19 protein-coding genes are annotated in these 26,779 nt (G+C 60.6%); 5 read left to right on the top strand and 14 right to left on the bottom strand.

The annotated features are described in order from the left end of the window. Positions 1-218: 218 nt before the first annotated feature. On the top strand, positions 219-857 hold the full coding sequence (locus FYK55_RS12690) for a phosphoribosyltransferase (RefSeq protein ID WP_150076794.1): 639 nt from the start codon (positions 219-221) through the stop codon (positions 855-857). A gap of 189 nt (positions 858-1,046) precedes the next feature. On the opposite strand, the gene FYK55_RS12685 is transcribed toward FYK55_RS12690, so the two are convergent. From FYK55_RS12685 to FYK55_RS12675, 3 genes are all read right to left on the bottom strand, one after another. Then, positions 1,047-1,469, bottom strand: coding sequence for a hypothetical protein (locus FYK55_RS12685; protein WP_201743702.1), 423 nt, complete (start codon positions 1,467-1,469; stop codon positions 1,047-1,049). A 159-nt stretch (positions 1,470-1,628) separates the two neighbouring features. Further along, complete coding sequence (locus tag FYK55_RS12680) at positions 1,629-2,969, bottom strand: MFS transporter (RefSeq protein ID WP_150076793.1); 1,341 nt, start codon at positions 2,967-2,969, stop codon at positions 1,629-1,631. Positions 2,970-3,163: 194 nt separating this feature from the next. Beyond that, positions 3,164-3,712: a DUF2267 domain-containing protein gene (locus tag FYK55_RS12675; protein ID WP_150076792.1), complete on the bottom strand. Its 549-nt coding sequence runs from the start codon at positions 3,710-3,712 to the stop codon at positions 3,164-3,166. 316 nt (positions 3,713-4,028) lie between these two features. Between FYK55_RS12675 and FYK55_RS12670 the strand changes: the two genes are divergently transcribed. Both FYK55_RS12670 and FYK55_RS29075 read left to right on the top strand, forming a co-directional pair. Next, entirely contained in the window at positions 4,029-4,979 is a 951-nt protein-coding gene (locus FYK55_RS12670; protein ID WP_161604474.1) for a PAC2 family protein, read from the top strand. Positions 4,980-5,258: 279 nt separating this feature from the next. Then, positions 5,259-5,729, top strand: coding sequence for a CBS domain-containing protein (locus FYK55_RS29075; protein WP_161604473.1), 471 nt, complete (start codon positions 5,259-5,261; stop codon positions 5,727-5,729). Between the two features lie 19 nt (positions 5,730-5,748). Here the strand turns inward: FYK55_RS29075 and FYK55_RS12660 are convergent, their stop codons facing one another. The 5 genes from FYK55_RS12660 to FYK55_RS12640 form a co-directional block, all read right to left on the bottom strand. Continuing rightward, positions 5,749-7,767 (bottom strand): alpha/beta hydrolase family protein, encoded by a 2,019-nt coding sequence (locus tag FYK55_RS12660; RefSeq protein ID WP_150076789.1) that lies wholly within the window; start codon positions 7,765-7,767, stop codon positions 5,749-5,751. Positions 7,768-8,104: 337 nt separating this feature from the next. Continuing rightward, a complete protein-coding gene (locus FYK55_RS12655; RefSeq protein ID WP_150076788.1) occupies positions 8,105-8,983 on the bottom strand; it encodes an inositol oxygenase family protein in 879 nt (292 codons plus the stop codon). 83 nt (positions 8,984-9,066) lie between these two features. Then, complete coding sequence (locus tag FYK55_RS12650; protein WP_150076787.1) at positions 9,067-10,278, bottom strand: type II secretion system F family protein; 1,212 nt, start codon at positions 10,276-10,278, stop codon at positions 9,067-9,069. Between the two features lie 113 nt (positions 10,279-10,391). Beyond that, positions 10,392-12,092 carry a GspE/PulE family protein gene (locus tag FYK55_RS12645; protein WP_150076786.1) on the bottom strand — a complete coding sequence of 567 codons (1,701 nt, stop codon included), beginning with the start codon at positions 12,090-12,092 and terminating at the stop codon, positions 10,392-10,394. A 206-nt stretch (positions 12,093-12,298) separates the two neighbouring features. Next, a complete protein-coding gene (locus FYK55_RS12640; protein WP_150076785.1) occupies positions 12,299-15,370 on the bottom strand; it encodes a secretin N-terminal domain-containing protein in 3,072 nt (1,023 codons plus the stop codon). 899 nt (positions 15,371-16,269) lie between these two features. Between FYK55_RS12640 and map the strand changes: the two genes are divergently transcribed. After that, entirely contained in the window at positions 16,270-17,067 is a 798-nt protein-coding gene (map, locus tag FYK55_RS12635; RefSeq protein WP_150076784.1) for a type I methionyl aminopeptidase, read from the top strand. 109 nt (positions 17,068-17,176) lie between these two features. On the opposite strand, the gene FYK55_RS12630 is transcribed toward map, so the two are convergent. The 3 genes from FYK55_RS12630 to FYK55_RS12620 are packed head-to-tail and all read right to left on the bottom strand — an operon-like array spanning position 17,177 to position 19,844. Next, positions 17,177-18,202, bottom strand: a complete 1,026-nt coding sequence (locus tag FYK55_RS12630; RefSeq protein WP_150076783.1) for a DNA polymerase III subunit — start codon at positions 18,200-18,202, stop codon at positions 17,177-17,179. After that, entirely contained in the window at positions 18,199-18,702 is a 504-nt protein-coding gene (rpiB, locus tag FYK55_RS12625; RefSeq protein WP_150076782.1) for a ribose 5-phosphate isomerase B, read from the bottom strand. Before rpiB ends, FYK55_RS12630 begins: the two co-directional genes overlap by 4 nt. Further along, positions 18,702-19,844, bottom strand: a complete 1,143-nt coding sequence (locus FYK55_RS12620) for a Sua5/YciO/YrdC/YwlC family protein (protein WP_150076781.1) — start codon at positions 19,842-19,844, stop codon at positions 18,702-18,704. Before FYK55_RS12620 ends, rpiB begins: the two co-directional genes overlap by 1 nt. A gap of 143 nt (positions 19,845-19,987) precedes the next feature. Here FYK55_RS12620 and FYK55_RS12615 point away from each other — a divergent pair, with 143 nt between their 5' ends. Then, complete coding sequence (locus FYK55_RS12615; RefSeq protein WP_235908646.1) at positions 19,988-21,028, top strand: twin-arginine translocation signal domain-containing protein; 1,041 nt, start codon at positions 19,988-19,990, stop codon at positions 21,026-21,028. A 106-nt stretch (positions 21,029-21,134) separates the two neighbouring features. On the opposite strand, the gene FYK55_RS12610 is transcribed toward FYK55_RS12615, so the two are convergent. From FYK55_RS12610 to FYK55_RS12600, 3 genes are all read right to left on the bottom strand, one after another. Further along, complete coding sequence (locus tag FYK55_RS12610; protein WP_150076780.1) at positions 21,135-22,493, bottom strand: Gfo/Idh/MocA family protein; 1,359 nt, start codon at positions 22,491-22,493, stop codon at positions 21,135-21,137. Between the two features lie 233 nt (positions 22,494-22,726). Further along, the gene (locus FYK55_RS12605) at positions 22,727-25,141 is read right to left on the bottom strand and encodes a hypothetical protein (RefSeq protein ID WP_150076779.1); all 2,415 of its coding nucleotides are present in this window, start codon (positions 25,139-25,141) and stop codon (positions 22,727-22,729) included. A 419-nt stretch (positions 25,142-25,560) separates the two neighbouring features. After that, complete coding sequence (locus FYK55_RS12600) at positions 25,561-26,778, bottom strand: class I SAM-dependent methyltransferase (protein WP_150076778.1); 1,218 nt, start codon at positions 26,776-26,778, stop codon at positions 25,561-25,563. Between the last annotated feature and the right edge of the window lies 1 nt (position 26,779).

Raw genomic sequence — 26,779 nt, 5'->3', positions numbered from 1 at the left:
CAGCTTTCGCACCAATTCGACACCGCGTCAGCCCTCGAAGCAACTCGGGGGCCACGCCCAACCCCTCACCCGCGCCCGCAAGCCCTTATCTCGCTGCCGCTATCTCCCGCCGGCCAACGGGCAGGTACCACCGTGAGACGCGGTTCTAATCAGCGGAACCGGTGACCGCGCGGGGCCCGATGTCGGCAGAGCGAAGCGGATCCTTCCAGGAGCACACGATGTTTCATGACCGTCAAGATGCCGGACGCCGTTTAGCCGAGGAACTACATAACGTGCCGATGGTTCGTCCGGTCGTGCTGGGGGTCCCACGCGGTGGCATGGTCGTCGCCGCCGAAATCGCCTCGCGCCTGCATGCCGACTTGGACATTGTGCTGGCGCACAAACTGCGTTGTCCGTGGCAACCGGAATTGGCGATCGGCGCGATCAACGAGGAGGGACGGGTGTATTGGAATGAGCTTCGGGATCGAATTGCGGGGATCGATGACCAGATGCTGCAGGACGAAGTCGCCACGCAGCAGCGCGAACTTCAACGGCGTCGGAATCTTTTCCGCAGTGTCCGTCCCGCGGTCCCGCTGGCCGGTCGCACCGTCATCCTGACCGATGATGGCATCGCCACGGGGGCGACCTTGTTGGCGGCGGTCCAGGTCGTTCAAACGCAAAACCCCAGCCAACTGATCGTGGCTGTTCCGGTTGCCGCACCGCAGCGGGCTCGCGAAGTCGCTCGAGAGTGCGATCAAACGATCTGTCTGGAAATGCCGTCGGATTTCTCGGCGGTCGGACAAGTCTACCGGTCGTTCGACCCCGTCGAGGACGAGGAGGTCGTCGCGCTGCTCCGCAAATTCGCTCCGGCCTCATGAAGCCAGAATTGGGAACCGACGGCTTCGCCGAGCACGATCATTCTTCAATCGAACGCACACTTCGACGCGCGTTTCTGTCACAAAACGCGCAAAATGGCACATGCCTCGTCCGGCCGCAAAGGAGTGGTTGTCCGCCGTTCGGCGACGAGCCTGGCAGAGACCGACACTGGTCTTTCGCGATGGGGAACGTCAAGAAGACAATTCGGCATCGAGTGTCGCCTTGAGCATCTTCAAATGCGCCATCAAGGTGTGATGTCGCTTCTTCAATTGCTCGTGGGTGTCCCGAATCCGCTGGTGCAAAGCGGCTTCGTCTGCGTGTTCGGATACGGCGTGCTCGCTACTGGAGACGCTTTCTCGCGAGTTTCGGCATTGGTCCACCACGGTGTGTTCGTGTTGCATGAAATTGCCCTGGTGCGTATCCAATTGATCGACATGACCGGCAAGTGCCTGGTGGTGTTCCTGCAACCGCTGCTGCAGTCGCTGCAATTCATTCGTCGCGGAGTTGCAAGCGTCTTGCCACAATTGCACGTCGTCCCGCCACATCGACAAATCACTTGCCCAATGTCGGTGGTCATGATGCATGCACTCGGCGGAAGTCATTGTCTCTGCCATGGGCCCATTCTCCTTGAAAGATGTTCGGGGACCGCTCCGCCTGAGTCATCTGCCAGCTCGCAAATGGCTTCCGGGAGCGAGGGAATGAAGCAAGCTGAGTGGCAAATGCCGTACCCGCCCGGTCGACCGGTGCGGAAGATTCGTCCCGCGATGGGGTGCTCAAAGGTTCTCACGTTGAACGGGGTCTTCACATGGACCGGGGGCGTCACGTTGACCGCGGACGACATGCTGCGCCGGGCGAACTCGTGACAGGAAGCCTGCACCGATCAAGAACAATGGCAACAAGCCAAAAATTGCCCAGCGAGAGTTTCCGGTCAGTGCGAAGATTGCACCGAACAGAAACGCTCCGAGCCAACTGGTTGCTTTTCCGGACAGGTTGAAAAAGCCAAAGTATTCGGCGTTGCGATTCTGCGGAATCATCCCGGCCATCATCGATCGGCTGACCGACTGGGTGCCGCCGAGAACCAGAGCGATGGCTGCTGCCAGAACCCAGAACCAAATCTGCGAACGGATGAAGAGGGCGGTTGTCAGCACGCCGACCCACAACAACAGGCATGCCATCAGAGACGGTTTCTCCCCGAAACGGTCGGCAAGTTTCGCTACCAGCAGGGCGCCCGGCAGGGCCAAGAACTGCAACATCAGAATCACCCCCATCAAGTCGGATTCGGTGAACGCCAATTCCTGCAATGCAAAGGTCGATGATTGGCTGATCACGGTCTGGACGCCGTCGTTGTAGAACAGGAAGGCCACCAGGAAGAATGCCAGCGGAGGATTCGATCGGAGACCTTTGAGCGTCCGCACGACATCACGAAAGCTGGACGAAGCGGTTGCGGTGGTCGATTCCGGACGGGACCGAGGTGGTGAATCGGACAAGACCCACAGCGCCGGCAGCGTAAAAATGCCCCACCAGCACCCCATCAGCACCAGGCCGGCACGCAAACGAGTTTCGACCGCCGTCAATCCGATCCGGTCGCCAAACTGAATGATCCCCAAGGCCAGCAGCAACGCGATGCCGCCGCCAACGTAGCCCAATCCAAACCCCCAGGCCGAAACCTGATTGACCTCCCGCTCGGTGGCGATTTCCGGCAAGAATCCGTTGTAGACCGACAGCGACAGCTCCAACATCAAATTGGCGGTAATGAACAGAGCGACCACGAGGACGTAGTGGCCTGGCGCAACCAAGCCCAGCACGATCGAAGCGATCGAGCCGCCCAGTGCGGTGATGCCAAGCCACCGACGTTTGTTTCCGTGGGCGTCGGCGATTGCCCCGACGATGGGGCTGAGCAGGGCGCCCAGGAACATCGACAACGAGATGCCCCAGGCCCAGACGATCGGCCCCACATTGCCCCACTGGTCCGCTGGAAACACGATCCGCTGCAGATACGCGACCACGACGGTAATCAGCAGCGTCGTGTAAGCGCTGTTGGCCCAGTCGTACAACACCCAGCACAAGACTTGCGGATTGCGAAGCGGGTGAATTCGTTGGTCGGCTGCGGTCATGAATGGGGCACCACGCCTGGCTGGACAGCGCCACTTTGGGTGAGCCGCGTGGCGCTAGCCGCGGGTTGTCTCGCTTTGGGTGAGCCGCGTGGCGCTAGCGGCGGGTTGTCTCGCCTCATCCGGCGGATAGCGTTTAGCCGCTCATCGGACTGCAAGTTTCGGTGTTATTGATGGAAAGTGGCGCTGTCCAGCTACTAGGCGACCCATTTGGACAGCGAAGCGGGCAGGATGGCCCGAATGTCTTTCATTTCCCCCTCGCTGACGTGACGTCGCAGAACTTTCAAGACGGCGATGGTCAATCGTTCGGGATCGACGCTGGAGTCATCCGGAAACGCCTTGGAAATGTGTTTGAGAAAGTCGCGCCGCGTCCGGTCGCGTTTCGGGGCAGCTGCGGGCTGCCAGCCATCGTAGTACAGGCCCCTGAGCATCATCGGCAATTGCGCTGCCAGATCGGCGGATTCTTGCACCGTCAGATGGTCACGCAGTGTGTGCAAGACGGCTCGAATCCCGTGATAGGCTTTTTGCGCGTCGGACCATTGCACGTCGTCCATCACATCGCCAATCCAATGCTTGGTCTTGGCCACCGCCGCGGCCAATGCGGGAATGCTGTCGCTCCGGTTACGATGCAGGGGGTCACCGACGATTTCTGCGGAGAGGCCGTTGGGGTCGTCGGCGTCGCTGGTGAAAACGACGCGAAACTCTTCGGAACCGTGAACGTTTTGGTAGACCGTTTCACTTGTCATGGATTCAGGCTCTCGGGGAAAGGAAGGGACAGCCAAATCATTCCATTAGCGTGATGCAATCGGCGGACCGTCCGCCACTGATTGCGCCTGATTGGCGCGTTCATTTCCGCGGCCCCTCCGTCCGAACGTACCGAAGTGCGTCCGCGACGTTGACTCCGCAGGTTGACGTCAGCGGAACAGGCGACAACGGCGTCACTCCAGATCTCAATCTTGCCCGACCACCGGAGCGGCGGCGCGGTTTTTGCAATTTGCCATGGTATCGGTCGGGCCGCCAATTTGGCCGGGTCTGGCGATGCCAATGCGGGGAGTGATTAGCATGAACGAGTCGAGAAAACCGGAAAAACCGTGGATGATTGCCGTCTGGCCGGGCATGGGGCACGTCGCCTCGGGCGCCGGATACTACCTGATGGCCAAGCTGGGCATGTTGCAGATTGCGGAGTTCTCTGGCGAAGGCTTGTTCGATGTCGAAGCCGCGTTGGTCAAGGACGGGCTGATCCTGAAACCCAACCGTCCACGTAACCGCGTTTTCGCCTGGAAAGCCCCCGAGGGCAGTCGCGATGTGCTCGTCTTCATTGGCGAGGCACAACCATCCAGCGGGAAATATGCGTTCTGCGAGCGACTGATCGAGTTTGCCGCCGAGCATGATGTGGAGCGTGTGTTCACCTTCGCAGCGATGGCAACCGAGATGCAGCCGGGCCAGGACGCCCGCGTTTTCGCAGCCGCGACGGAACAGTCGCTGTTGGACGAAATCGAAGACCAGGACGTGCACCTGCTGACCGAAGGCCATGTCAGCGGACTGAACGGCATCTTACTGGCCGCGGCAGCGGAGAAGGGCATGCCCGCGATTTGTTTGCTAGGAGAAATGCCCCACTTGTTTGCGCAAATGCCGTACCCGAAATCTTCGCTGGCCGTGCTCCGCGTGTTTGCCAAGGTGGCGCAAATCGATTTGGATTTCGCCGAATTGGCCGGCCATGCCGAGACGACCGAGCATCAGTTGGTGGAACTGCTGGAGAAAGTTCGTCGGCGGTTGCAACATGGCGATTCGGAACAACCCAGCGACGAGGAATCCATGCTTCCGGGTGAGCAGTGGCGCGGGGAGTCCGCGCTCTCGGAGGATGACGAGCAGCGAATCGAATCCCTGTTTCTGGCCGCCGAGAATGATCGCAGCCGTGCTTACGAGCTAAAAAACGAATTGGACCGGCTGGGCGTCTTCAATGATTACGAAGACCGATTCTTGGACCTGTTCAAGCACCGCGATTCCGATTGAATGCGAGCGAACGCGAACGACATCGCGCTGGGATGTCGCTGCGGCATAGAACTTGCCCATCTCGGATGCGGACGACGAAGCCGCGCGGGAATGACGAAGAATCGGCATCTTTTGACGCGAAAACGGCGTGTTCAATTAGGTCGGTGTGCGAGTCCGGATCGTCGCACCGGAGCGCTGTGCGAGTTTGACCGCTTCCGCCACCTGCCGCAGCACGATCGTTTTCCCCGCGTGGGCTTCGTCGCATTTCCCCACCCCCTCGTCTGCATCGGAGAAAGCAAGATGAATACTGCAAAAGCCGATTCGGTCCCGACACACAGCGCCATGCAGCGCCAGCCGATCACCGTTCAAGAAAACGAAACGATTTTTGATGCGGTTGACAAGGTGTGTACCCATCACGTCTCGGCTCTGCCGGTCGTTGATGAGGGCGGCTTCTTGAAGGGCTTGATCAGCGGAAGTGATCTGTTGCGGCTGATTCGTGACGAGTTGAAGGTCCCGGAAGAAGATGAATCAAGTACCGCCAAGTTGGTCGCGAAGTTGAGCGAGGAATCACGAGCCCGTTTAGCCGAAACCAGCATCGCATCGGCGATGCGCGGCAGCGTCGTGACCGCCAAACAGAAGGATTCCCTTCAAGAGATCGCCAAATTGATGGTCATTCACCAAATTCATCACATTCCCATCGTCGGCGAGGGACAGAAACTACTCGGTCTGGTCTCGTCGATGGATTTGGTGCGGATCTTCGCCGAGAATTGACGCGACGACCGCCGTTCGGCTATGGCTGCTCGGTTTGGGAGGGTTGCCACTGACGGACGCTCGGCAGAATTCGGATCCGATCGCCGGCGCCCAATCGTTCGTAAAGACGTTGGGTCCACCGATAGGGCTCGGGGATCTCGCCAATGAACGTGATCGGCCGGGGGAAGACCAGGGCCAGGTTTTGCGGCAGGTCGCCGACCCGCAGGACCCCCAAGAACTCCGCCGTTTCCGGATCTCGGTGCGACTTCGGCGGCTGGTTCAGCACGACTTCCCGGATTTCCGGATCCAACACCGCGGCGTAGATCGCCTGCGCTGCGGTGGGGCCCTTGCCGTAGACCGAGACCGATGACGTCGACTGGTCCTCGCGAATGAGCTTCACGGCAGCAAGCAGATCGGCGACCTGCCGCTCGGGGAGCGATTCGCCCAGCAGCGGGTAGCTGCGGCGGGCCGTCCACAGATATCCCGGACCCACCGACGTGGCTCCGGTGTTGCGAACTTCCACGGCGGCGGTGGAAATCGCACCGTCCACGGACGGCCGCGAACCGCTTCCACCGGCGAACGTTTTCTCCGCGGATTCGGGCACGGCAAATGCCAAGACCGGAAGTTTCTGTTCGCTGTCGATCGGCCGGGTGGTTTTGACGGTGACCGTCATCCCGTCGACGGACTGAAAGATCTGCGACCCGTAGGTCAGAACCTGATCCCTGCCATCGGATCGGAACTCCAGCCGATGGGGCGGATCATTTGAGAGCGAATGTCGAAAGGTCGTTTGTTTCAGTTTCTGCAACGCGGTGCGTTGATAGGTCTGCCAATCGGACTTGTCTTTGATTTGGGGGATATCGGCGTTCTTCACCAGCAGTTCGTCGACGCGCGTCATTTGGTCTTCGGACGGTAAGGTTCCGCCAAAGACCAACAGGTTCTCCTCGGGTTCGACGAAATCGGTGATGTCCTCGGTCACGGGGGTCGGGTCATTCTTCAGGTGCGTATTGAACCAGGTGAAAATGGCCAAACGAAGTTTTGGTGTGTATCCGTGTCGCGAGACGTCCTGCACCATCGCGAAGCGATCCGGCACGTCAAGCTGTTCGTACTGCCGGCGAAGACGATAGGCGGTTTGCAGATAACCGTCGGGTCGCCACAGGATGTCTTCGGAACCTGAGGCAATCATCAGAGCGCGCGGCGCGATCAACGCTCCGATATCCGGCCAGCACCATTGGTAGTAGTTGATCCAAAAGGCGCAATCGCAATGTCCGTCGGTGGAGCGATCTGTCACCACCTGCTGGATGCTTCCTGATTGGCAGACCGGGACAACCACTTTGACGCGTGCGTCGGCTGCGCCGAGACACCAGGAGATCACGCCACCGCCGCTCAGTCCCGTGACACCAAGACGCTCGCCGTCGACATCCGATCGCGTCTGCAAATAGTCCAAGGCGCGGATCGCATTCCAGACCTCGGTGCCCGCGGGCGTGTAGCCGCGGCTGGGCCAGTCCCATCGCTGGCCGCGATACGTGCCATGGTGGAAGCCTTGCATCTCGCCCAGTTGGATCGGGTCCAGCACCAGCGAGACGTAGCCGTGTTGCGCGAACCAGCGTGGATGGGCCTGGTACCTGGGGTTGACCTTGCCTTGCGAGTGGCCGCAAAGGTAGAGCACCGCCGGCAGCTTTTCCTGAGGCGGCTTCGCGGGTCGGTAAAGATTGCCGGTGACATAGGCGCCAGGAAGGCTTTGGAAGTGAAGTTTCTCGACGATGTAGTCGCCACGGTCCAGGGTGCCCGTGACGGTGGCTTTCAACGGCGACCGTTCGGGCAGCGGTGAAAGTCCCAGCATCTCCAACCACTTTTCGCGGCGTTCCTGTTCGGTTGCCTCCCAATGATCCTCGGTCAAAGGGACGTCAAGCGACTCACTGGTGACCCGGGATGCTTCGCTGCGGAGTCCGCCATAGAGTGTTTGCCAGGGCTGGGCAATTGCAAGCGAAGCCGGGACCAGAGTGGAGGCGACGAACAGCAACACGAAGAGTACGGTGGTGCGTGGATGGAGGTGGGGCATGACGTTGGGCCTTTCTGCGTCGGGAATAGCAATTCAAACCGGCAGTCGGTTTTCTGGTGGGGAAACTCGCAAGCGTCAGGTATTTGGCGGGATTGGATCGCGAGAATCTTCGTGCGAAGGGCAATGCAACGACGGGGGTGATGCCGTGCGGAGCTGCGCAAGGGGCGTGACAACGGGCGGGTGGGAAGCGCCGAGTCCAACCAGGCAGTGCCACTTTGCTTAAGCCGCGTGGCGCTAGCCGCGGATGTTCTCGCATCGACCGGCGGCTAGCGCCTTGCCGCTCATTGCACGGCAAATCACGCTTCTTTTGATTGAAAGTGGCTCTGTCAAGTTAAGCTCACCAGCGCAGTTCGGTGGGAAAGAACTCGGCAATCAGTTCTTCGTAGTACGGCCGCAAACGGTCGACGTCGGGACGTTGGTGGCCTTTGGTGTACAGGTCATAGGGATTGAATTTGCGGACCCAGGCGAACATCGCTCGATCGTGGTCATTCATCAATTCGTCGTAAGCTCCTTCCCGGTGGGCCGCATAGAACGAATGATAACGGATCATGTACAGGGCTTCTTCCGGAAGAAAGCTTTTGACCACGTGATAAAGGTATTCATCGTGGCCCCATGACATCAACACGTTGTCCAAACCCGCCCCCGCCGCGTAGATCCCCAGGTGTGTGCTGAACCGCGGATCGGTGCGATCGGGGTTGTCGTCGAAAAACTCGTGCAGAACGACCTTGTCGGAGAAAGCGCAGCCGACCGGAAAGGTGTCTCCAACCACTGCCCATTGGGGTTCGCCGAATAGGCAGAGAATCTTTCCCAGGTCGTGAATCAATCCGGTGAGGATGAACCACCGTGGGTGTCCATCAGCACGAATCGACTCGGCGGTTTGCATCAAGTGCTCGATCTGAGACAGATCGGTGTCGGGATCACTCTCATCGACCAGCGTGTTCAGGAACTCCATCGCCTCCCAAATCCCCATCGTACGCTTCTGAAGCGAAAGGTACTCACGACGCTTTTCAGTCACAAACGCGTGCGTTTGAAAACGATGGTTCAGCCGATAGAACTCCCGCACGCCCGGTCGGGTGTCGGATTCGTAGTTACGGAACTCCGTCGCCGACTTTTGACTTTCTCGCAGCGCCGATGAACCTTCGGGGTAGCGACGCAGCAGGTCGTCTTCCCACTGATCCAGGTTGTCGAGCGGTTGGTTGGGCACGGATTTTGGCATGAATTCGCCTTTGGGGTTGGCGAACATTCTACCGTGCCGGGCGCCGTTTGGCTGCGGCCACAACACCGCGGCCGGCGACGTCACTACAGGCTTGTGCTGCTTTTGAGAACGGGAACGAGCAGTGCAAGCACGACGGCCAGCACCAGGAACGCCATCACCAGCAACATCATCGGCTCGAGCAGTCGGACAAACAGGTCCAGTCGTCGAAACGTACGTTTCTCCAGCGAGTCCGCGATCTCGGGCAAAACCTTTTCCAGCGAATTACTCTCTTCGCCGACGCTGATCATTTCCACGACCGAAGGTGGAAAGTATCCCGAGGTGCGCAACGGCTGGGCAAGGGATTCACCGCCGCGGATGTTGTCGGTGGCATCCGCGATCGACTGACTGAGCAGCCGATTGGCGGCGGCCGATCGGCTGATTTCCAGCGACCGCAGGATCGGCACGCCGTTGCCAAGCAGCGTTCCCAGAACGCGACAGAACCGGGCCACGGCAAGGTTCATCAGGATATCGCCCAGGACGGGGATCCGCAGCTTGATCTTGTCCAGCACTTGCTTGCCCTTGTCGCTGGACAGTTGAACCTTGAGGACCACCGCGACGATCGCCGCGATCAACAACAGCAGCCAGCCATAGCTTTGCAGGATGGTGCTGAAGCTGAGCAGAGCTTCGGTGTACGCGGGCATTTCGCCTTTCTGACGCAACCGCTCGAACATCACATCGAATTTCGGAACGAAGAACACCAGCAACCCGCTGATCACCAGCGAGCCGACGGAAAACAAAAAGACCGGGTAGGCCAAAGCGCTGATCGTTCGCCCTTTCAGATCTTCCTGCAGCTCGGTGAATGTGCTGACGCGTTCCAAGGCGTCCTCCAGGAAGCCGCCCTCGGTTCCGGCACGCACCATGTTGACGGCCATGTCGGAAAACACGCCCGGATAGCGCGCCATCGCGTTTCCGATTGGTTCCCCGTCTTCGACGCGTCCCCGGATCTCTTTGACGATTTCCCCGAGCACCGGGTTGGTTGCCTGATCGCCCAGCACCGTCAGCGAACGCATCATGGGCACCCCGCTGCGCAACAGGGAAGCCAGTTGGCCGTAAAAGGTCGCCATGATCTGGCCGCTCACCGATTTCCGGCCTCCGAACAATGATCGCGTTCCGGAGGAAGAGGACGCGGCGACCTTGGAGGGGAACAGCGACTTTTCGCTGAGGATCGCGGCGACCTCACGCTCGTTGGCCGCTTCAATTGATCCGGTAACAATCTTGCCCGACATGTCACGGGCGGTGTATGCAAAGGTCGGCATAATGCTCGGCTTGGCGGTAGAACGGGTGGGGCGATGGAGTCAGCGGGCGATCACGCCGCCGAAGACGCAAGACTTCGGCGGGGCACGACCGCGATGTCGACTTCACCGGCGGCCTACAATGCCTCTCCCTTGGTGACTCGAAGCACTTCGTCCACGCTGGTCATTCCGGCGATCACTTTGTCCCAAGCATCCATCCGCAGCGTTCTCATCCCGGTTTCCACGGCGGCCTTGCGGATGTCCCAGCTGCTGGCGCGTTCCTGGGCCAATTCGCGGATGCGGTCGTTGGTGACCAGCAATTCGTAGATACCCATCCGCCCGGCGTAACCCAAGTTGCGACACTCGCGACAGCCAACGGGCCGATACCACTTCATGTCCTTGCCGGTACGGTCCCAGGGAAAATCCTTGGGGACGTCGTCATCGCCCGGAACGTACGCTTCCTTGCAGTGGGGACACAGCTTTCTCAGCAGTCGTTGGGCCATCACGCCTTCAACGGTTCCCGCGACCAGGAAGGGTTCGACCCCCATGTCACCCAACCGGGTAAAGGCTCCGGAGGCATCGTTGGTGTGCAACGTGCTGAAGACCAGGTGGCCGGTCAGTGATGCTTGGATCGCGTTTTCGGCGGTTTCCAAGTCACGAATTTCCCCGACCAGCACGATGTCCGGGTCATGCCGCAGAATACTGCGAAGCGACGCGGCGAACGTGAATCCGATTTTGGAGTGGACCTGAATCTGGTTGATCCCATCCAATTGGTATTCGACGGGATCTTCCGTGGTGATGATCTTGGTGGCCTCGCTGCGGATCTGCAACAGGCTGCTGTAAAGCGTCGTCGTCTTACCACTACCGGTCGGGCCGGTGACCAGAATGATTCCGTGCGGCAGTTCGATCAGCTGGCTGAAGGTCCGATAGATGTCGGGGGACATTCCCAGCTTTTGCAGGTCGAACACCATCGCCGACTTGTCCAGCACCCGCATCACCAGGCCCTCGCCGTGGATCATCGGGATGACACTCAACCGGATATCCACTTCGCGACCATGAACCCGAAGCTTGATCCGGCCGTCTTGGGGCAATCGCTTTTCGGCAATGTTTAACCTTGCCATGATTTTCAAACGGCTGATGATCGCAGCTTGAAAGCGATTGATTTCGGGCGGCGTCGGTTGGCGATGCAGGATGCCGTCGATTCGGTAACGGACTTCCAATCCGTGTGCCTGGGATTCGATGTGAATGTCGCTGGCCCGCACCTCGATCGCTTCCAGGAGGATTTCGTTGACCAGTCGGACGACCGAAGCCTCCTGAGCCATCTCGCTCAGTTCGCTGCCATCGGTTTCCAGTTCCTCCAGCAACTCCAGTTCGTCGCTGTCATCGCTGGCCGCAGCCATCAACCCTTCGACGGTTTCACTCCCCACGCCCAGGTGGCGTTTCATCAGCCGGGCGATCTCGCCGCGCTGGGCGACGACCGGGATGATGTTCTTGCCGGTCGCCGCACTGGCCTCGTCCAGGGGATACAGGTCCAGCGGATCCGGTGTCGCGACGACAATCGAACCGTCTTGAAACCGGATCGGGAACAGGGACTGGCGATAGATCAAGCGTTGCGGAAACCCTTCCAGGGCCGCCAAATCGACCTCGGTCTCACGCAGGTCGACGAATTCCAGGCCAACCTCTTCCGCCAGCGCCTCAAGGGCCTCGCGTTCGTCGATGAAGCCTTTTTCGATGGCGGCTTGAACCACGCTGGACGAATCGGTCTCGCGACTATCGGCCAACTGCTGATCACTCAGCAACCCTCGTCGGCGAAGGATTTCTCCGGCGTGCATGATCATGGTTTCTCTACCAGCGTTTCAAAATGGGGAATGCGGTTTTCCAATGTAGCGGATCCCGTGGACGAAGCTCACCGCCAGGGCCTTCACGAACACGACCTCACGAACAGGGCTTATGGACGGAGCCCTGTGATGCGGTCCTGAAGGCCGAGTCGCGTCGTCATGGCGCGTCAGCTTCTATTCCAGCCGCGTCGCGGTTGAGCGATCGGCTAGCGTCCCCGCCCGCCGCCGCGCTGTCCGCCGCGACCGCCACCAGGAAAGCCACCGAATCCGCCGGGACGCCCGCCGCCAAAGCCACCGGGAGGCCCGTCGCCTCCGCCGGGAGGTCCGCCGCCGCCGCGCATGGCCCGGAAGGCCTCGATCCGACGCCGGAATTCGTCAGCCGCGTCGGATGCGTTTTCGTTGCCCGAACCTCGCCCACGGTCTTCGGAATTGGAATTGGAACTGGAATCGCTCTTGGTTTCTGCTTTCTTTCCTAACACGGCTTCCAACGCTTGGAACATCGAATTCGCATTGACGGTTCCCGGGATCGGAACCACCATCGTCGTCACTTCATTGACCTTGCCGCCTTCGTCCAGTGCCTCGACCAGCAGGCGGATGTCTTCAAAGTCTTGCGGCGGTGCCGAGACGACCAAGGAATTGCTTTGTGTGTCGACCGAGACCGTGATTTTGGTCCGTTCGCTTTTGGCCCCGTCGTTGCCGCCGCCGCCACGTCCGCCACGTCCGCCGCCGCGGAGGGCGGCGATGAACTCTTGCGGAGAAGGCTGGCCGCCACGTCCGCCGCCACCTTGGTTCTGCTCGGCCTGCGCCATCCGATCGGCAAACACTTCCTTGACGACCTTGGCAACGGCCGCGGCATCTTGATGGAGCACGGGGATCATTCGCGGAGTGGATGTCAATTCGATGTTTTCCGGGCTCTCCTCGCGGTCAATCTTCTCCAACACCATCTCGATCAGTTGCAGATCGATGGCATTGGCTTGAACGAACAAGGCGTTCAGACGCAGGTCCGGAACGATGTTGACCGAACCGGTCGTCGTCAGGATCGACTTGGCCGACGAGCTATCGCCACCGCCGCCACCGCCAGCCAGTCCCATCAGTCCACCCAGCATGCCGCCGCCGAAACCTTCGGTCAGCGTGTCGGTCAACGAGCCGCCGGATTCGATGCCGCCGAGGACGCTGGCAATCAGGTCCGCCGCCACGTCGGCCTTGATGTACTTCAGCCAAAAAATCGTGGGCAATTCGTCTTGGGTCGTCGACGGACCGGCCAGTTGCGAAAGCAGATCTTCAAGTTCGTCCAACGCTTCGGTGTCATCCGACGCGATCCGCAAACCGCCGGGCGTGACTTGGATCAGGATGTCGCGTGATGCGGCGGTCGCGGCCGTCGGGTCCGTCGTTGCCTCGGCTTCCGCGGCCGTCGGCACGGGAGCTTGCGTCAGGTAGTAATCCTTGCGGGGCTGATAACGCGAGGCGTCCAGGTCGCCGGCGCCGGTGGGAACGCTTTCCGGTTCGGATTCGGTTTCGCCGCGACTCGGTTCACGGTAGATGCGCCGTTCACGAATCCCGTTGTTCTGCATTTCTCCGCCCGGAGTGACGACACGGATCGCGTTTTCGCGGCCCGTCATTCGCCAGAACAACTGCAGTTGTCGCAGCACATCGTCAGCCTGTTTCCCGCTGATCGGCAACGTGCGGACCTTGCCGCTCAGCACGCCCGTCGCGCTGGAGCCGTCCAATTCATCCAACAGTCGTTTGATTTGAGTGATCTCGTCGGAAGAGCCCCGGACCCACAGCTTTCCGGTGTTGGGATCCCCGTCAACGATCGGCCCCGTGGGATTCTCCTCGGTCACGCCAAAGTACTTGTTGATCGTCAGGAGGGCCTGAGCCGGGTCGATCCGTTTGAGTTGGAATACCTCAAAGTTCTCGCCGGATCCTTCCATCTTGTTGATCACTTCGTCGATCTGTTGATGAACGGTCGGTGTCGCCAAAGCGATGATCGCATTGGTGGAAGGATCGATCGCAACGCGCGTGCCCGGCTCGTCCTGCAACAAGGTTTGCAAGACTTCGAACACCGTGGCCGGGTCGGCGACGCGAACGTTGTGGGATTGGAAGATCGGGCGCACGACTTCCGTTTCGTCGGTATCGCCGGAACTTTCCAACGGTTGATCCGCCTTGGAAACCAGGTTCTCAAGGATGCTGATTTTCGATGGCAGCCCCGTGGCATAAATCCGGTCGCCGTAAAGGCCGATCGAGATGCGGATGTCGTCGTTGGAGTTTTCGCCGGCTTCCAGGCCCAGGAGCGGACGGGCGGTCTGCAGCAATTCTTCGGCACCGCGGTATTGCAATTTGATCTCGTGAACTTGCTGGGCCGATTGCTGGATGACCTCGCGGATTGCCAACAGTTTCTCAGCCCGCTCGGTGACCTTGGCTTGCCGCGCGCTGTCCAGCACGACCACGCGTCCCCAAGGCCCGACCAGTTGGGGCAGTTGTTCCTTGGCTTCATCGGGAGTCATGCTGCCGAGCGGAAAGACCGACGTCACGATGTCGCTCTTGCTGCGATACTCCAAATCCTCAGGCATCACCAGTTCGGCCAATTCGCTGATCAACTTATCCGCGTTCTCGACCTCCAAATCCACCAGGAACAGCATTCGGCCGCGGCGCACCAGGGCGTACCCGCGATCAAGCAGCAGCCGGTTGAGCAGGTCCAAGGCCTCGCTGACCGAATACAACCGCGTCCGGTCGACGAACGAAATGGAGCCGGTCGGATAGCGGTCGATTTGCAGCGACAAATCGCCCTCGGTTGCCAGCCAGTCCAGGACGTCTTTCCAACTGGCACCGGTGAAGTTGAACCGCAACATTTCCTCGTTCGGGCGATCCAGCTCGTCCAACAGGATTCGCGCCGCTTCGTCCGGCGTCACATCCTCGCCGCGAGCCTCACCGATCGGCTGGTTGGACGTGGCATCGCCAGCCTGCGGGGCGTCGCCCTCACGCGTTTCCGAAGCCGAAGACTCGGAATCGGCCGGCAGGGGATCGTCAGCGGGCGCCTCAGCAGCCGGTGCCTCAGCAGCGGGTGCCTCAGCAGCCGGGGTGGCGTCCGCAGCCGTCTCCGGAGTCGATTCTTGCGCGAAAAGGACCGGACAAGTCCCCAACATCAGCAGCACCAGGAAGCCGGTGATCGACCGCCTGGAACCGATGCCGGAGGTCCGCACCGAAGTCACCTGGGTGACTTTGCCGTAGGCGGTGTGGCGGGGCGCCGAACCAAACAGTGATTGATAAGGAAAACGCATTATTGGACAGTCGCGACGACTCGAGCGGTGTGATGCGGTAAAGGAACGAGGTTTTTTCAGCAGACAAGAAACCGCCCCCAAAATAGTCGATCGCCGAGTGGGCGATCGGCCGCGTCTTTTGGACGCAAAAAGCGGCAGTTCTCTATAGGCTATAACCCCTTTGAACGCGGAGGGTTTCTGCCGCCGGAACGGATTTACCCCTTTCAAATCTAGCCCGCCCGTTTTGCGAACCGTGCGACCGGGGCGATTTCCCCTGAGCGGCCCCCCAAACACGGATCACCGGCATATTCGTCTCCTTCGACCCCACTCTTGCCGTCGGGAGGAAGATTCGTCCATGGAAGCAAAAAACTTTCCGGCCCGAAGATTCCGTTCTACGATCCCAACTGGCAAATTGCTACGATAAGCGACGTCGGAAGCGCCCCGATCGCGGTTCGAGGCCAGCGGATTGGCGCGGTGGAACTTGCTCCTTTTTTTAACGGTAAGGGCCAACGCGCGGTGCCTCCACTGCGGCCATGTGCCGAACCTGGTCTGTGCTTTGTCTGAAACTGCTTGGTCTGAAGACGTGTCGCTGGGATCGCCACGCGCGTCTTTCCGCCGTCCGGCGACCGCGGCAGGCCCTGCCAGACAGGAACGGGTACACAGAAGCTGGGTGGCAGGCGACCTGGGATACAGTGGATCCGCCGACATTGTAGTTGCCCGGATTGGCGGGCGTCCGACAATGTGGCGGCGGCCGGCCAGGTGTCACCATCCGCCGCGGCAACGGCTAGAATTGGACGCGTCATGGAACGGGCACCCCCGGTGGCTGCAACCGCGATCGGCACTGGCGTTTCCATGACCTCGATGATTGTTCACCGCACCTTGGCGGCTTCCCCGCCGGACTTTGAATCACCTTGACCGAAATGCTGCAGAAGCAAAAGAAATTGATCCTCAATAGTCGCCAGCAGGCGGCCATGCGACGTGCCGGACAGGTCAACGCGGCCCTGATGGATTTTATCCGCCCCCACGTGCACGCCGGGATGGCCACGGAAAAGATCGACGAAATGGTCTTTCAGTGGACCATGGATCACGGGCACAAGCCGGCGACCCTTGGCTACCAGAATTACCCCAAGAGCTGCTGCACCAGTCTGAACGAGGTGATCTGTCACGGCATTCCCAAGGACGAGATTCTGCAGGAAGGCGACATCGTCAACATCGACATTACCACGGTCGTCGATGGATGGCATGGCGACCAAAGCGAAACGTTTTTGATCGGAGACGTTTCCGAGGAGCGTCGTGCGGTCACGCAGTGTGCCTTCGACTGCATGCACCTGGCCATCGACGCCCTGACACCCGGTTGCACCGTTTCCAAGATTGGGGAAACGATTGTTCCGGAGGCTCACCGCCGCGGGTTCTCCGTGGTGCGGGAATACGTAGGACACGGCCTGGGACGTCAATTCCATCTGGATCCGTCGATTCCCCACTTCCCCAATCGCCAGAGTCGGATTGACCGTCTGTATCCCGGGATGTGCTTCACGGTTGAACCGATGATCAATGCCGGCACCCGGTACGCCCGCTGCGACAAAGCCGATGGTTGGACGGTCCGCACCAAAGACGGTCGTCCGTCAGCCCAATTCGAACACACCGTGTTGATGACCGAGGAAGGACCGGAGATCTTGACGTTGACTCAAGACGGTCCGCAGAAAGGCCATCAGTTTTAGATGGGACTCTATCAGGCCATTGTCTGAAGACGCACGGTCCCGGTGTTCGCTTGGTCCGGCGGGCATGCAGAGCGGCCGGGCCTGAGATCGGTCGCACGATTCGAAGTCGTCAGGATCCGATTTCGCCACGATCGCCGGTTTGCCCGGTCGCAATGTCCGCGGCGAAGCAGTCGATCAGGGTCGACACATTCGCCATTCGGTCCAGTTCACGAACGGCTCGGATGCTGCGGTCCAGCCGCGCCAGGGTGATCGGCCGGGCCGCCGATTCGAATGCTTCGTCGCGCATCAACTTGCGGTAGTGTTGAACGGAAATCGAGAAAACGTCCCGCAGGATTGCCCGTTTCTTGGGCGCGTCTTTTCCGGCTTCGTCCACCCGCGTGTTGACGATTCGGCGGATCGCGATCGGATCCGGGTAGGGCTGTCCCAGTGCACCCACCAACGCCGATCGGAAGCTGCGACTTTCCTCGCTCAGCAGACGCAGCGCGACGGAAATGTCGCCGGCGGCCACTTCGACCGCGTCGGCGATCTCTTTCGGACTGGCATCGACCTGGTGCACCTGGCCGATCAGCTGTGCCGCATCCGCTTCCGAAAGCGGCGCGAAGCGGATCACCTGGCAGCGCGAGCGAATGGTGGGGAGCTGCTTCTGCTCGCTGGTTCCCACCAGCAGGATCACCGCATCCGACGGCGGCTCCTCCAGCGTCTTGAGCAAACAATTGGCGCCTTCTTCGTTCAGATAGTCGGCGTCTTCCATGATCGCGATTTTTCGCTTTCCGCAATACGGGCTCAGTCGCACATCGCGACAAAAGCCTTCTTGCATCCGAACATCGGGTCGCCCGATCAGCAGGTCGATCGGGATCACGGTTTTGTCGGCCGGCTTTCGGACACGAATGACATCCGGATGGGTTTCTGCCTGGACCTGAACACAGGCTTCGCACCGGCCGCACGGATCCATCCGTTCCGGGGGATGCTCGGTGCACAGCAGCGTTTTGGCCAGCAACGTGGCGACGCTCCGCTTGCCGACACCGGGAGGCCCCACCAGCAGGAAGCTGCCTCCAAAACGACGTTGCGTGATGGCGGATTGAAACCAGGTTTTTAGTTGGGGGTTGCCGATCAGGTCGGACCAGGACGCGATCATGGGGCCGAATGATCCACCGTCGCCGCACTGTTTTCGACTTCGGTTGGCGACGCCGAAGCGTGCCGTTTTTCGATCCGTTCGATCTTTTCAATCCGGTCGGCGTGGCGTCCGCCGTCAAACTCCGTCTGCAGCCACATCAAAACCAATTCATCGATCGAACGTTCGCCGATCAAGTCTCCGGGCAGGCACAGAATATTGACGTTGTTGTGACGTCGGCTCATTTCGACCATCACTTCGTCGTAACAGGCCGCAGCGCGAACGCCTGAAAACTTATTGGCGGTGATGGCCATGCCGATACCGGTCCCGCAAATCAAGATGCCGCGATCCGCTTTGCCTTCGCTGACGCGACGCGCGACCGCTTCGGCAAAATCGGGATAGTCGACCGATGCGTCGCCGTGCGTCCCTTCGTCGATCACTTCGAATGACTTCGCTTGCAGGGCTTGAATCAAGCGCGACTTGATGTGCACTCCGCGGTGGTCACTTCCGATACAAATTTGCATCACGCAGACTCCTCATCTCCGTCAGATGATTGAGGAAAAAACTGATCATCCAGACGTTCCAACCATTGCTGCAACTCCTTCTCCATTTGAGCGGCGCACTGCCGGTAGGCGTCGACCGGCATGCCGATGGGATCCGAAATGTCTCCCCCGTCCAACCGCAGCGTGAACACCCGATCCTGCATCTCCGGCCAAGCCGCCAGAATCGCCGCCCGGTGAGAGCGGGTCATCGTCAGCACCAGATCGGCAACATTCATGATTTCGTCACCCAGCGGCTGGCTGGCGTGGCCGGTCAGGTCCAGTCGCCGTTCGCCCATGACCTCAATCGATTGCTGACTGGCGCATTGCCCGGTCGATGCGGCCACGCCGGCCGACAGCACGCGCACGGCGTCTTCGCGGCCAAGTTTTTGACGCAGCATCTCGCGCATCAAGGTTTCCGCCATCGGGCTTCGGCAGGTGTTGCCGGTGCACACCATCACGATCACCGGTTTGACAAATTGATTCATGGCGGCCCGTTCGATGACTCCTTCACGCAAAATCTCCCAACGATTGCCGACGACCCGCACAACCGTTGATGCCCCACCATAACGTGTCGGGCCGTCGTTCAAGAGTAATGGCAGTCGGTCGGACAGTTGGGCGGCCACCCCTTCGGCGGTCGATTGAGCCGGCTGGCCGGACAGATTCGCACTGGTGAGGACGAGGGGTGCGGCCATGAATCGGTGAATTGCCTGTAATATTCGGTTTTCGACCACCCGGAATCCGATCCCACCTCCCGGCCCGACGATCCGTTGCCGCACCGTCTGCGGCAACTGCCCGACGGCCGAATGGGGATGCTCACAGGGGGTTACCAGGGTCAACGGTCCGGGCCAACATCGGTGACTCAAACGCCGCACGATGGGCGACGATTCGCAAAAAAAATCTTCTGCCGCCTGCCGACTTCGAACCGAAATCGCCATTGGGGCGTCTCCTCGCCCCTTGATTTCCACTATTTTCTCGACGGCGGACGCATTCAAGGCGTGTGCCGCCAGCCCGTACACCGTGTCGGTGGGAAGGCCCACGACCTGACCCTCGGTCAGTGCCTGAACGGTTCGGTGTACAATGTCTCGCGGATCGTCGGTGTCGCGAAGGTCCAAAATCTGAGTCATAAAAACCGACGGTCTATTATGGCGGTGACGTGCGGATCTGTTGCGGCTCATTTTAGGAATGGTCAAAATAATTCCACAACCGGACGAAGCGGGAACCCCGCTCGCTCTGCTGCTTTCTTCGCTCCGCCGCCTCAGGCCCGCCCTTGAAGTTTCGTCCCCGCTCCGCGACAGTTCGTCCAACGTCGCTTTCCAAGTCAACGGCCGCTGATCGGTCGGCAATCGGCTCCAGTCGCCGGAATTTCCTGCGCGGTTCCGCCGCCCTGGCCGTCGTGACGGGATCGGTCCCCGGATGCATTTCGCTGGGGGCAGCCGGCGAAGTCGAACTGGTGTGGGGACGCCGAGGACAGAGCGAAGGACGGTTTCTAAAGCCGCGGGCCATCACGATCGATCGCCGCGACCAGTTGTACATCGTCGACACGACGGGCCGCATCCAGGTGTTCGATCGCGACGGTCATTGGCTGCGGCAATGGCGAACCCCACAAACGAAAAACGGCCGTCCCACGGGATTGGCGATCCGGAAGTCCGAACGCCCCGATGACGATCTGTTGTTGGTCGCGGACACCCATTACTACCGAATGCTGGTCTACACGTTGGACGGGGAACGGTTGGAGGACCACGAAATCGGTGGGACCGCGGGCCGGCATCCCGGTGAATTCGCGTTTGTCACCGACGCCGTCTGCGATCACGAAGGCTGTTACTACATCGGCGAATACGGAGATTCCGACCGGATCCAAAAATTCGATCCCGACGGCCGGTTCATGCTGCAATGGGGAGGCACCGGCCGCGAGAAGAAAGAGTTTTTGCGGCCACAAAGCTTGATGGTCGACGACAACGTGCTGTGGATTGCTGACGCCTGCAATCACCGCATCCAGCGATTCGATTTGTCCAACGGCACGCCAGAATTCATCGACGTCTGGGGCAGTGAAGGGTCGCTGCCGGGAGAATTCCACTACCCCTACGATTTGGCAATCGCTCAGGATCGCAGCCTGCTGGTGTGCGAATATGGAAATCAGCGCGTGCAACGACTGGCGGCCGATGGAACACCGATCGCCGTCTGGGGATCAGCCGGCTTTGAAGTCGGTCAACTGTACCAGCCCTGGGGCATGGTGATCGACTCGCATAACCGCATGCACGTTCTGGACAGCAACAACCATCGCGTCCAGCGGGCCCGCTTGCCCGCCTGAACCTGGTTGCGGTGTTTCCAGCTTCACGGTTTCCGCCTTTGCTGGGCGAATCGTGTCACCGCGTCTCCGTTGCCTGGCTGGCGCAGACGTGCCGCACCGGTGCGACTCAGGCGGTGGATTCGCTGGGATGCACGTACGGTTTGCGGTAGGGGCGTTTGAGCGACTCGGTCGCTTCCTCGTCTCCGACCACCGTGTGCGTTTCCGGATCGAATTCCAGCGTTCGGCCCAAGTCCATGGACACGTTGGCCATGATGCAGGAGGCGCTGGAGATGTGGCCCTGTTCGATATCGGCAACCGGCTTGGACCGGTTGTCAATCGCGTTCAAGAAATCTCGCATGTGCCCACGAATTGCCGACGCGACATGCAGCTCCAATCGCCAATCGCGCTGGTCGGTCACGTCGGTTGGGTACTGGTCGGTTTCGATGACGGCCTTGCCCGACAGCTTTTCGCCGCCGCGTAGCGGGATGAATTCGTACTTGTGCACGTCCATCTTCAGCGTGCCCTTGTCACCGTAGATGATCCCGGCCCAGGGATAGTCCGGATCGGGGGACGAGCCCCACGTCCGGTGGATCCAATCGACGTTCATTTCATCGAATTCGAAGCTGGCCGATTGCGTGTCGGTGATATTGGCCTTTGAATTGGGATCGACATAAATGCCGCCATTGCTGCTGATGCGTTTTGGCCAACCCAGCCCGAGTTGCCAGCGGACCATGTCCAGCATGTGAACGCACATGTCGCCGACAATGCCATTGCCGTACTCCATGAACGCTCGCCAGGAACGCGGGTGCACCAGTTCGTTGTAGGGACGCATGGGGGCCGGGCCCGTCCAGGCTTCGTAGTCCAGGTTTGGCGGCGGGTTGGTGTCCGGCGGATTGGCCTTGGCACGCATGTGGTAGTAGCAGCAGACGTCCGCGTGAGCGACGTCGCCCAGCAATCCAGCGTCGACGACGCGTTGCTTGGCCTCGATCAAGTGTGGCGTGCTGCGACGTTGCGTGCCGACTTGGACGACTCGGTTGGTCCGCCGGGCGGCGTCCAGCATCGCTTTGCTTTCCAGGACGTCGACGCCGGTCGGTTTTTGAACCCAGACGTCCGCGCCCGATTCCAGCGCCGCGATCATCGGCAAGGCGTGCCAGTGGTCCGGCGTATCGACCAGGACGATGTCCAGATCTTTTTCCGCCAGCATGTCGACGTAAGACGCGTAAGTGCGAGGTCGCTGTTTGGAGTTTTGACGTGAAGCGATCAGGTCCGCACATTCATCGAGCATCTTCGAATCGACGTCGCACAAAGAAACGACTTCGACCGGTTCGATGTTCATCAGTTGCAACAAATCGCACTTGCCATACCAGCCGCAGCCGATCAGCCCGACCCGTCGTTTTTTGTCGCCTTGCACCGCGAATGCATTGGCGGCCGTAGCGGTGAAGGTGGCCGCCAAAGCGGACCCGGCCAAAAAGTTTCGGCGATCCATGATGCTCTCTGTCTGGAGACGTTTGATGGGAGGAGGAGTCGCAGAATTATCGTCAGTGCCGAAGTCGATCGCAACCGTCGCAGCCCCCCATCGCCTCACGATGCCGAACACAGCCGGCATTCCGCTTGAAGTCCCGACGCTCCAACGCTTTGGTGGTGTTGGCGGCCTCCGCCATCCACCGCCGGGCGACGGTGTCACAACTTGGGCCGCGAATCGTCGACGCAACAGCGGTATCAGGGAAGGATTTCGCCGGCACGGATGCGAATGCGGGTCGGATCGGTGCTTTCGATCTGTCCCAGAATGATCATCCGCTGGTCCGTCGGCCATTGGGATACGTCGTCGGCGACAATGACGACCGGACGATCGTCGGGCGATTGCAATCGCATCGTCTGCGGATCTTCGCGCGTCAACCGGCCCACCAGCAGCACCCCGCGCGTCGTCCGCCGATCCCAAGAGATCCATTCGCTCGCGAGTGCCTGAAATGGCTCCAGGAACGCGGGCTCAGACAGTTCCGAGAGTAGCTCCGACACGCAGGGACTGGTTTGCAGCGCGTCCAGATCCGCGACTCGAGTCAGTTCACGATAGGCTGTCGCCAGCTCCTTCTGCTTCAAGGCTTCGCCACGGTTATTTTTCTCTCGCAGTTTTTCGATGGATGCGAGCGCCTGTTGACAGGCATCTTTGACCGCCGGGTCATCGACTTCCGATACGCGGATGGCCGCGGCCGATCCACCATCGGCGAGCTTGGTATTGTTCGCTGCCGGCGCCGCCGGACCCGCGTTTCCATCGGCGCCCTCTTGGGCGTCGGAATCACTTGGCGGCAACTGCATCCCGAGGCCAGGCTGGGCCGAATCGGATGGAGTTTCAATACCGCCGTTTTCGTTGTCGACGTCGGAAATCTCGGCAATCGCTGGCTGCTGTGTAACGTCGTCGCCGGTGTCCGGCTCGGGGTTCGGTTCCTCGGGGGTGGACGGGTCGGTTTGGCCCAAAGCGTCGGATTCCGCCTCCATCGGCGATTCGTCCTCGGTCGGTTCCGAAGGCTGGTTCTCCAGCGTCGGACCGCCCAAAAGCTCAGCCAACTCCGCGGCCGGGTCTGCCGGGGTGGCTGGCTCCCTTGGCTGAGACTCGGCCTCGTTCCCCGCCGGTGAAGGATTCGCCTGCGGCGGTTCGTTCGGAAACACCAGCAGCGAATTGTTCAGGTCGTCCTGCGGGGGCTGTTCTTGGGGCGACGAGTCGTTTGCCGGCGGATCGCGATTCGGTTCCGGCCAATCAAGTTCGGTTGCCTGTTCGGTGGGAGTGCCCTGTTCGGCAGGGGACTCCGACCGGCGTTCGGCCGGAATGAAGCCATCGGCCAGCGGCGCCGAGCCAGTTGCGTCATCGCCGGAAAGAGTTCCATCGCCCGAGGGATTGGCATCGCTCGAGGGATTGGCATCGCTCGAGGGATTGGCATCGCTCGATGCGTCCGTCCGCGGCGTGAAACTGTCTTCCTGGACCGAGGAGGAAGCATCGCCTGGCCGGAACAGTTCCCCTGCCGCTTCTTCACTCAAGGCCGTCTCTTGGTCGTCGTCTTGGGTCGTTGAAAGATCGGCCGCCGGATTGCCTGCCTCCTCGTCGGTCGGGTCCGGCAGCACGGTGCCCATCGGGGGTTTGCGAGACTCGTTGCTGGGGTCGGGCCTGTCGGAAACGGGCGGCGCCGCGCGTCGGGCGACGGACGACCCATCGCCGCTGAAGGATCCGTCGAAGGGATAAAAGCCCAGGTTGGGGGCGCGACCGGCGACCAGCAAGATCAAGCCAGCGAGGGGCACCGCCAACAGACCTCCCAGCACGATCTTCGCGACCGTGCGAACGGGAGACTGAGATGGCTTGCGGATCGGGCGCATCGGAGGCGTCTCCGCGAACGGAACACTGTCGCGGCGAGCCGCCTTCTCGCGGATGTCGATAACCGGCGCGGATGCGGCGGTCGTGCCCTGGCCGTTGGCGTCCACCTCTTCGGGGACCAAGTCGTCTAAGAAACTCGGCGGGTGCTCACGGTCGGCCTCGTCACCGGCTGACTCTTCCACTTCCAGTTCGTCTAATTCCCGGTCGACGCGGTCAATGTCAGCCTGTTGATCGCTCGCAGCCTCAAGTGAGTCTTCTCTTGCAAACGGATCCTCCGGTTCTTCATCGGCATCGGAGTAACTAAATTCATCGCTTTGGTCGGCTGATGAGCGGTCCAGTTCCGGCGAGCCGTCGCCAGGGGAACCCTCGGCCCAATCGTCTGACGACGGATCCGGGGCGATCGAGACAGGATGCATCAGCGGTTGTTCGGCGACGATGGCAGATTGATCCAGCTCCGCCAGGAGAGAGGATTCGTTGCTGCCCTCCTGTCGCCCCTGTTCGTAAGGCATCTGTTCGTAAGAGCTCTGTTCGTAGAGTCCCGGCTCCTGGGAGGCTCGTTCGTTGGAGAAATCACCACCCGTCATCGGTGGGACGTTCTCAATGAGCTCTCCGTCGGCGGAATACAATTTCGCCAGCGGTGGCAACTTTCCCAACCAGTCCGTCTTCGGCAGCCGCTCTCCACACCAGGGACATTCCACCAAACTCGCCGCGGGCAGCGTTTCAACGGGCAGCCGCACCTTTTCGTCGCAGTTTGGACAGGAAACAACAGCCATGAATCACCTTCGCTGGGAGGAGAACAACCGATCGTCCACTGGTTCTGCCCTGGTCCAGCCTCTCACGATGCGTCCAAGTCAGAGCACGCAATGATGGTCCACCAAAGCCCCTGGCTCGTCAACGAGCTGGACAGAATCCCTCCAGAAAACCCCGCTGATTGCCCGCAAATCTGGCGAATTGCGTCCAGGGCGGATGCCGGGACACCTGTCAGAGAGCATGCCCCCCGGGAGGGAGCCCGTGGAAACGAATCCGCGGTGCCGGCTTCGTTTGGCCGCGGCTGCGTGACCGGAGCCTGACGGAAAAAAGCCCTAGCTCCAAAAAAGCTCTGTTTGAAAAAGGCACTGTCTGTAAGTCGTGGTCACGGCGGAACGGCACTTCCGGGCGCACGTCGCCACCTGGCGGTTTCCGTGAGATGTTTTCACGAAGCATCGCGTGTGATCGCGGCATACTGTCGGCGTCCCAAACGTCCTAGCCACAGAGTCATCGGTCGGTCGCCGCAGCTTCGGTACCGGCGTTCCAGTTCGTTCGGGTTCTCTGCAACGCCACGTGCCTTCACCCGTTCGGGATACTCGTTGCGTGCACGTAGCAGTTTGCGGAGTTTTCGATCGTCGCAGGCTCCAAACCAGTCCACGGCTTCGCACACGGCAAGTGTTCGCATGGCTGCAGGGTCGATCGCATCGCCCGTCAAGAACCCGCTGGGGCCCCCCAGCGTTCGCAATCCGTGCGACACGGCGAATGCTTGGGTAAGACCTGCAGCTCGAATCGCAGCGTCGGGATCCACGAGGTATCGGCCCGGTTGATCGGCGACGTCCACGTCCAAATCGGGCTGCCCACCAAAGACTGCTGGCGGAGCCGTCCCCGAAAGCAGAACGGCCGAGCGCCCGCCGGGCGGCAACTCCCAACCCAAGTCACGTTCAGCGGCTGACACAACGTCACCGGTCAGCAATGTCTGTTCACGAACCGACTTCGCCGAAGAGATCCACAGCCGATGACGCAGCGGATGGTCCTGGACGGTGGCCGCCGGGGCAAGCTTGACGATTCCGCCGCGGCAGGCCTCCAGCAGCCTTTCGACCACGTCCCAGTCCGGTGAGTAATCGTCGGGACGCGTCTTTCTCGCGCTGCCTTGGCGTCGGTCGGGATCCAAATGGATCGTTGCCGAAGACGGGATGGAAAGGCGACCAACATCGTCACATCGCACCCGGACCTGCGACGCGGCGGAAACATTGCCGTTCAATCGCAGGTTCTCCGCGGCCATGGCCGCCATCACCGGATCACGGTCCACCGCTGTCATGGAAGTGTCCGCCAACCCTGGCGCCCGCAAAAACGCGCACGCATCGCCAGCGATGCCACAACACAAATCGAACACTTCTGACGCACCGGACAGCAATCGTGCCTTGAACTCGGCCACCGGCCTGGTCGTCGCTTGCTGTAACGCCCGTTCGGTCACCCACCAGGTACCGCTTCCCAGTTTGGCGATCGCTTTGGCTTGAAGCCGAGCGGTCTCCAGCACCACGGCCGCCATTTCCGTTCCCAATTGGGAGCGCATCCGGCCCGTCGTTTTTGCATCGACTGCGCCGGCTTGCATCGCCGCGCGCAATGCAGGTTCACAGTCGGAAAGCGATTGGGCCGTGATCATC

Origin of the sequence: Roseiconus nitratireducens (genome assembly GCF_008629675.1) — a bacterium.
Taxonomy (GTDB): Bacteria; Planctomycetota; Planctomycetia; order Pirellulales; family Pirellulaceae; genus Stieleria; species Stieleria nitratireducens.
This window is presented reverse-complemented; position numbering and strand designations above follow the sequence as displayed.

Excerpts from the sequence above, each read along its gene's own strand:
- FYK55_RS12690 (WP_150076794.1), top strand. The coding sequence starts at position 219 with ATGTTTCATGACCGTCAAGATGCCGGACGCCGTTTAGCCGAGGAACTA.
- FYK55_RS12685 (WP_201743702.1), bottom strand. The coding sequence starts at position 1,469 with ATGGCAGAGACAATGACTTCCGCCGAGTGCATGCATCATGACCACCGA.
- FYK55_RS12680 (WP_150076793.1), bottom strand. The coding sequence starts at position 2,969 with ATGACCGCAGCCGACCAACGAATTCACCCGCTTCGCAATCCGCAAGTC.
- FYK55_RS12675 (WP_150076792.1), bottom strand. The coding sequence starts at position 3,712 with ATGACAAGTGAAACGGTCTACCAAAACGTTCACGGTTCCGAAGAGTTT.
- FYK55_RS12670 (WP_161604474.1), top strand. The coding sequence starts at position 4,029 with ATGAACGAGTCGAGAAAACCGGAAAAACCGTGGATGATTGCCGTCTGG.
- FYK55_RS29075 (WP_161604473.1), top strand. The coding sequence starts at position 5,259 with ATGAATACTGCAAAAGCCGATTCGGTCCCGACACACAGCGCCATGCAG.
- FYK55_RS12660 (WP_150076789.1), bottom strand. The coding sequence starts at position 7,767 with ATGCCCCACCTCCATCCACGCACCACCGTACTCTTCGTGTTGCTGTTC.
- FYK55_RS12655 (WP_150076788.1), bottom strand. The coding sequence starts at position 8,983 with ATGCCAAAATCCGTGCCCAACCAACCGCTCGACAACCTGGATCAGTGG.
- FYK55_RS12650 (WP_150076787.1), bottom strand. The coding sequence starts at position 10,278 with ATGCCGACCTTTGCATACACCGCCCGTGACATGTCGGGCAAGATTGTT.
- FYK55_RS12645 (WP_150076786.1), bottom strand. The coding sequence starts at position 12,092 with ATGATCATGCACGCCGGAGAAATCCTTCGCCGACGAGGGTTGCTGAGT.
- FYK55_RS12640 (WP_150076785.1), bottom strand. The coding sequence starts at position 15,370 with ATGCGTTTTCCTTATCAATCACTGTTTGGTTCGGCGCCCCGCCACACC.
- map (WP_150076784.1), top strand. The coding sequence starts at position 16,270 with ATGCTGCAGAAGCAAAAGAAATTGATCCTCAATAGTCGCCAGCAGGCG.
- FYK55_RS12630 (WP_150076783.1), bottom strand. The coding sequence starts at position 18,202 with ATGATCGCGTCCTGGTCCGACCTGATCGGCAACCCCCAACTAAAAACC.
- rpiB (WP_150076782.1), bottom strand. The coding sequence starts at position 18,702 with ATGCAAATTTGTATCGGAAGTGACCACCGCGGAGTGCACATCAAGTCG.
- FYK55_RS12620 (WP_150076781.1), bottom strand. The coding sequence starts at position 19,844 with ATGACTCAGATTTTGGACCTTCGCGACACCGACGATCCGCGAGACATT.
- FYK55_RS12610 (WP_150076780.1), bottom strand. The coding sequence starts at position 22,493 with ATGGATCGCCGAAACTTTTTGGCCGGGTCCGCTTTGGCGGCCACCTTC.
- FYK55_RS12605 (WP_150076779.1), bottom strand. The coding sequence starts at position 25,141 with ATGGCTGTTGTTTCCTGTCCAAACTGCGACGAAAAGGTGCGGCTGCCC.
- FYK55_RS12600 (WP_150076778.1), bottom strand. The coding sequence starts at position 26,778 with ATGATCACGGCCCAATCGCTTTCCGACTGTGAACCTGCATTGCGCGCG.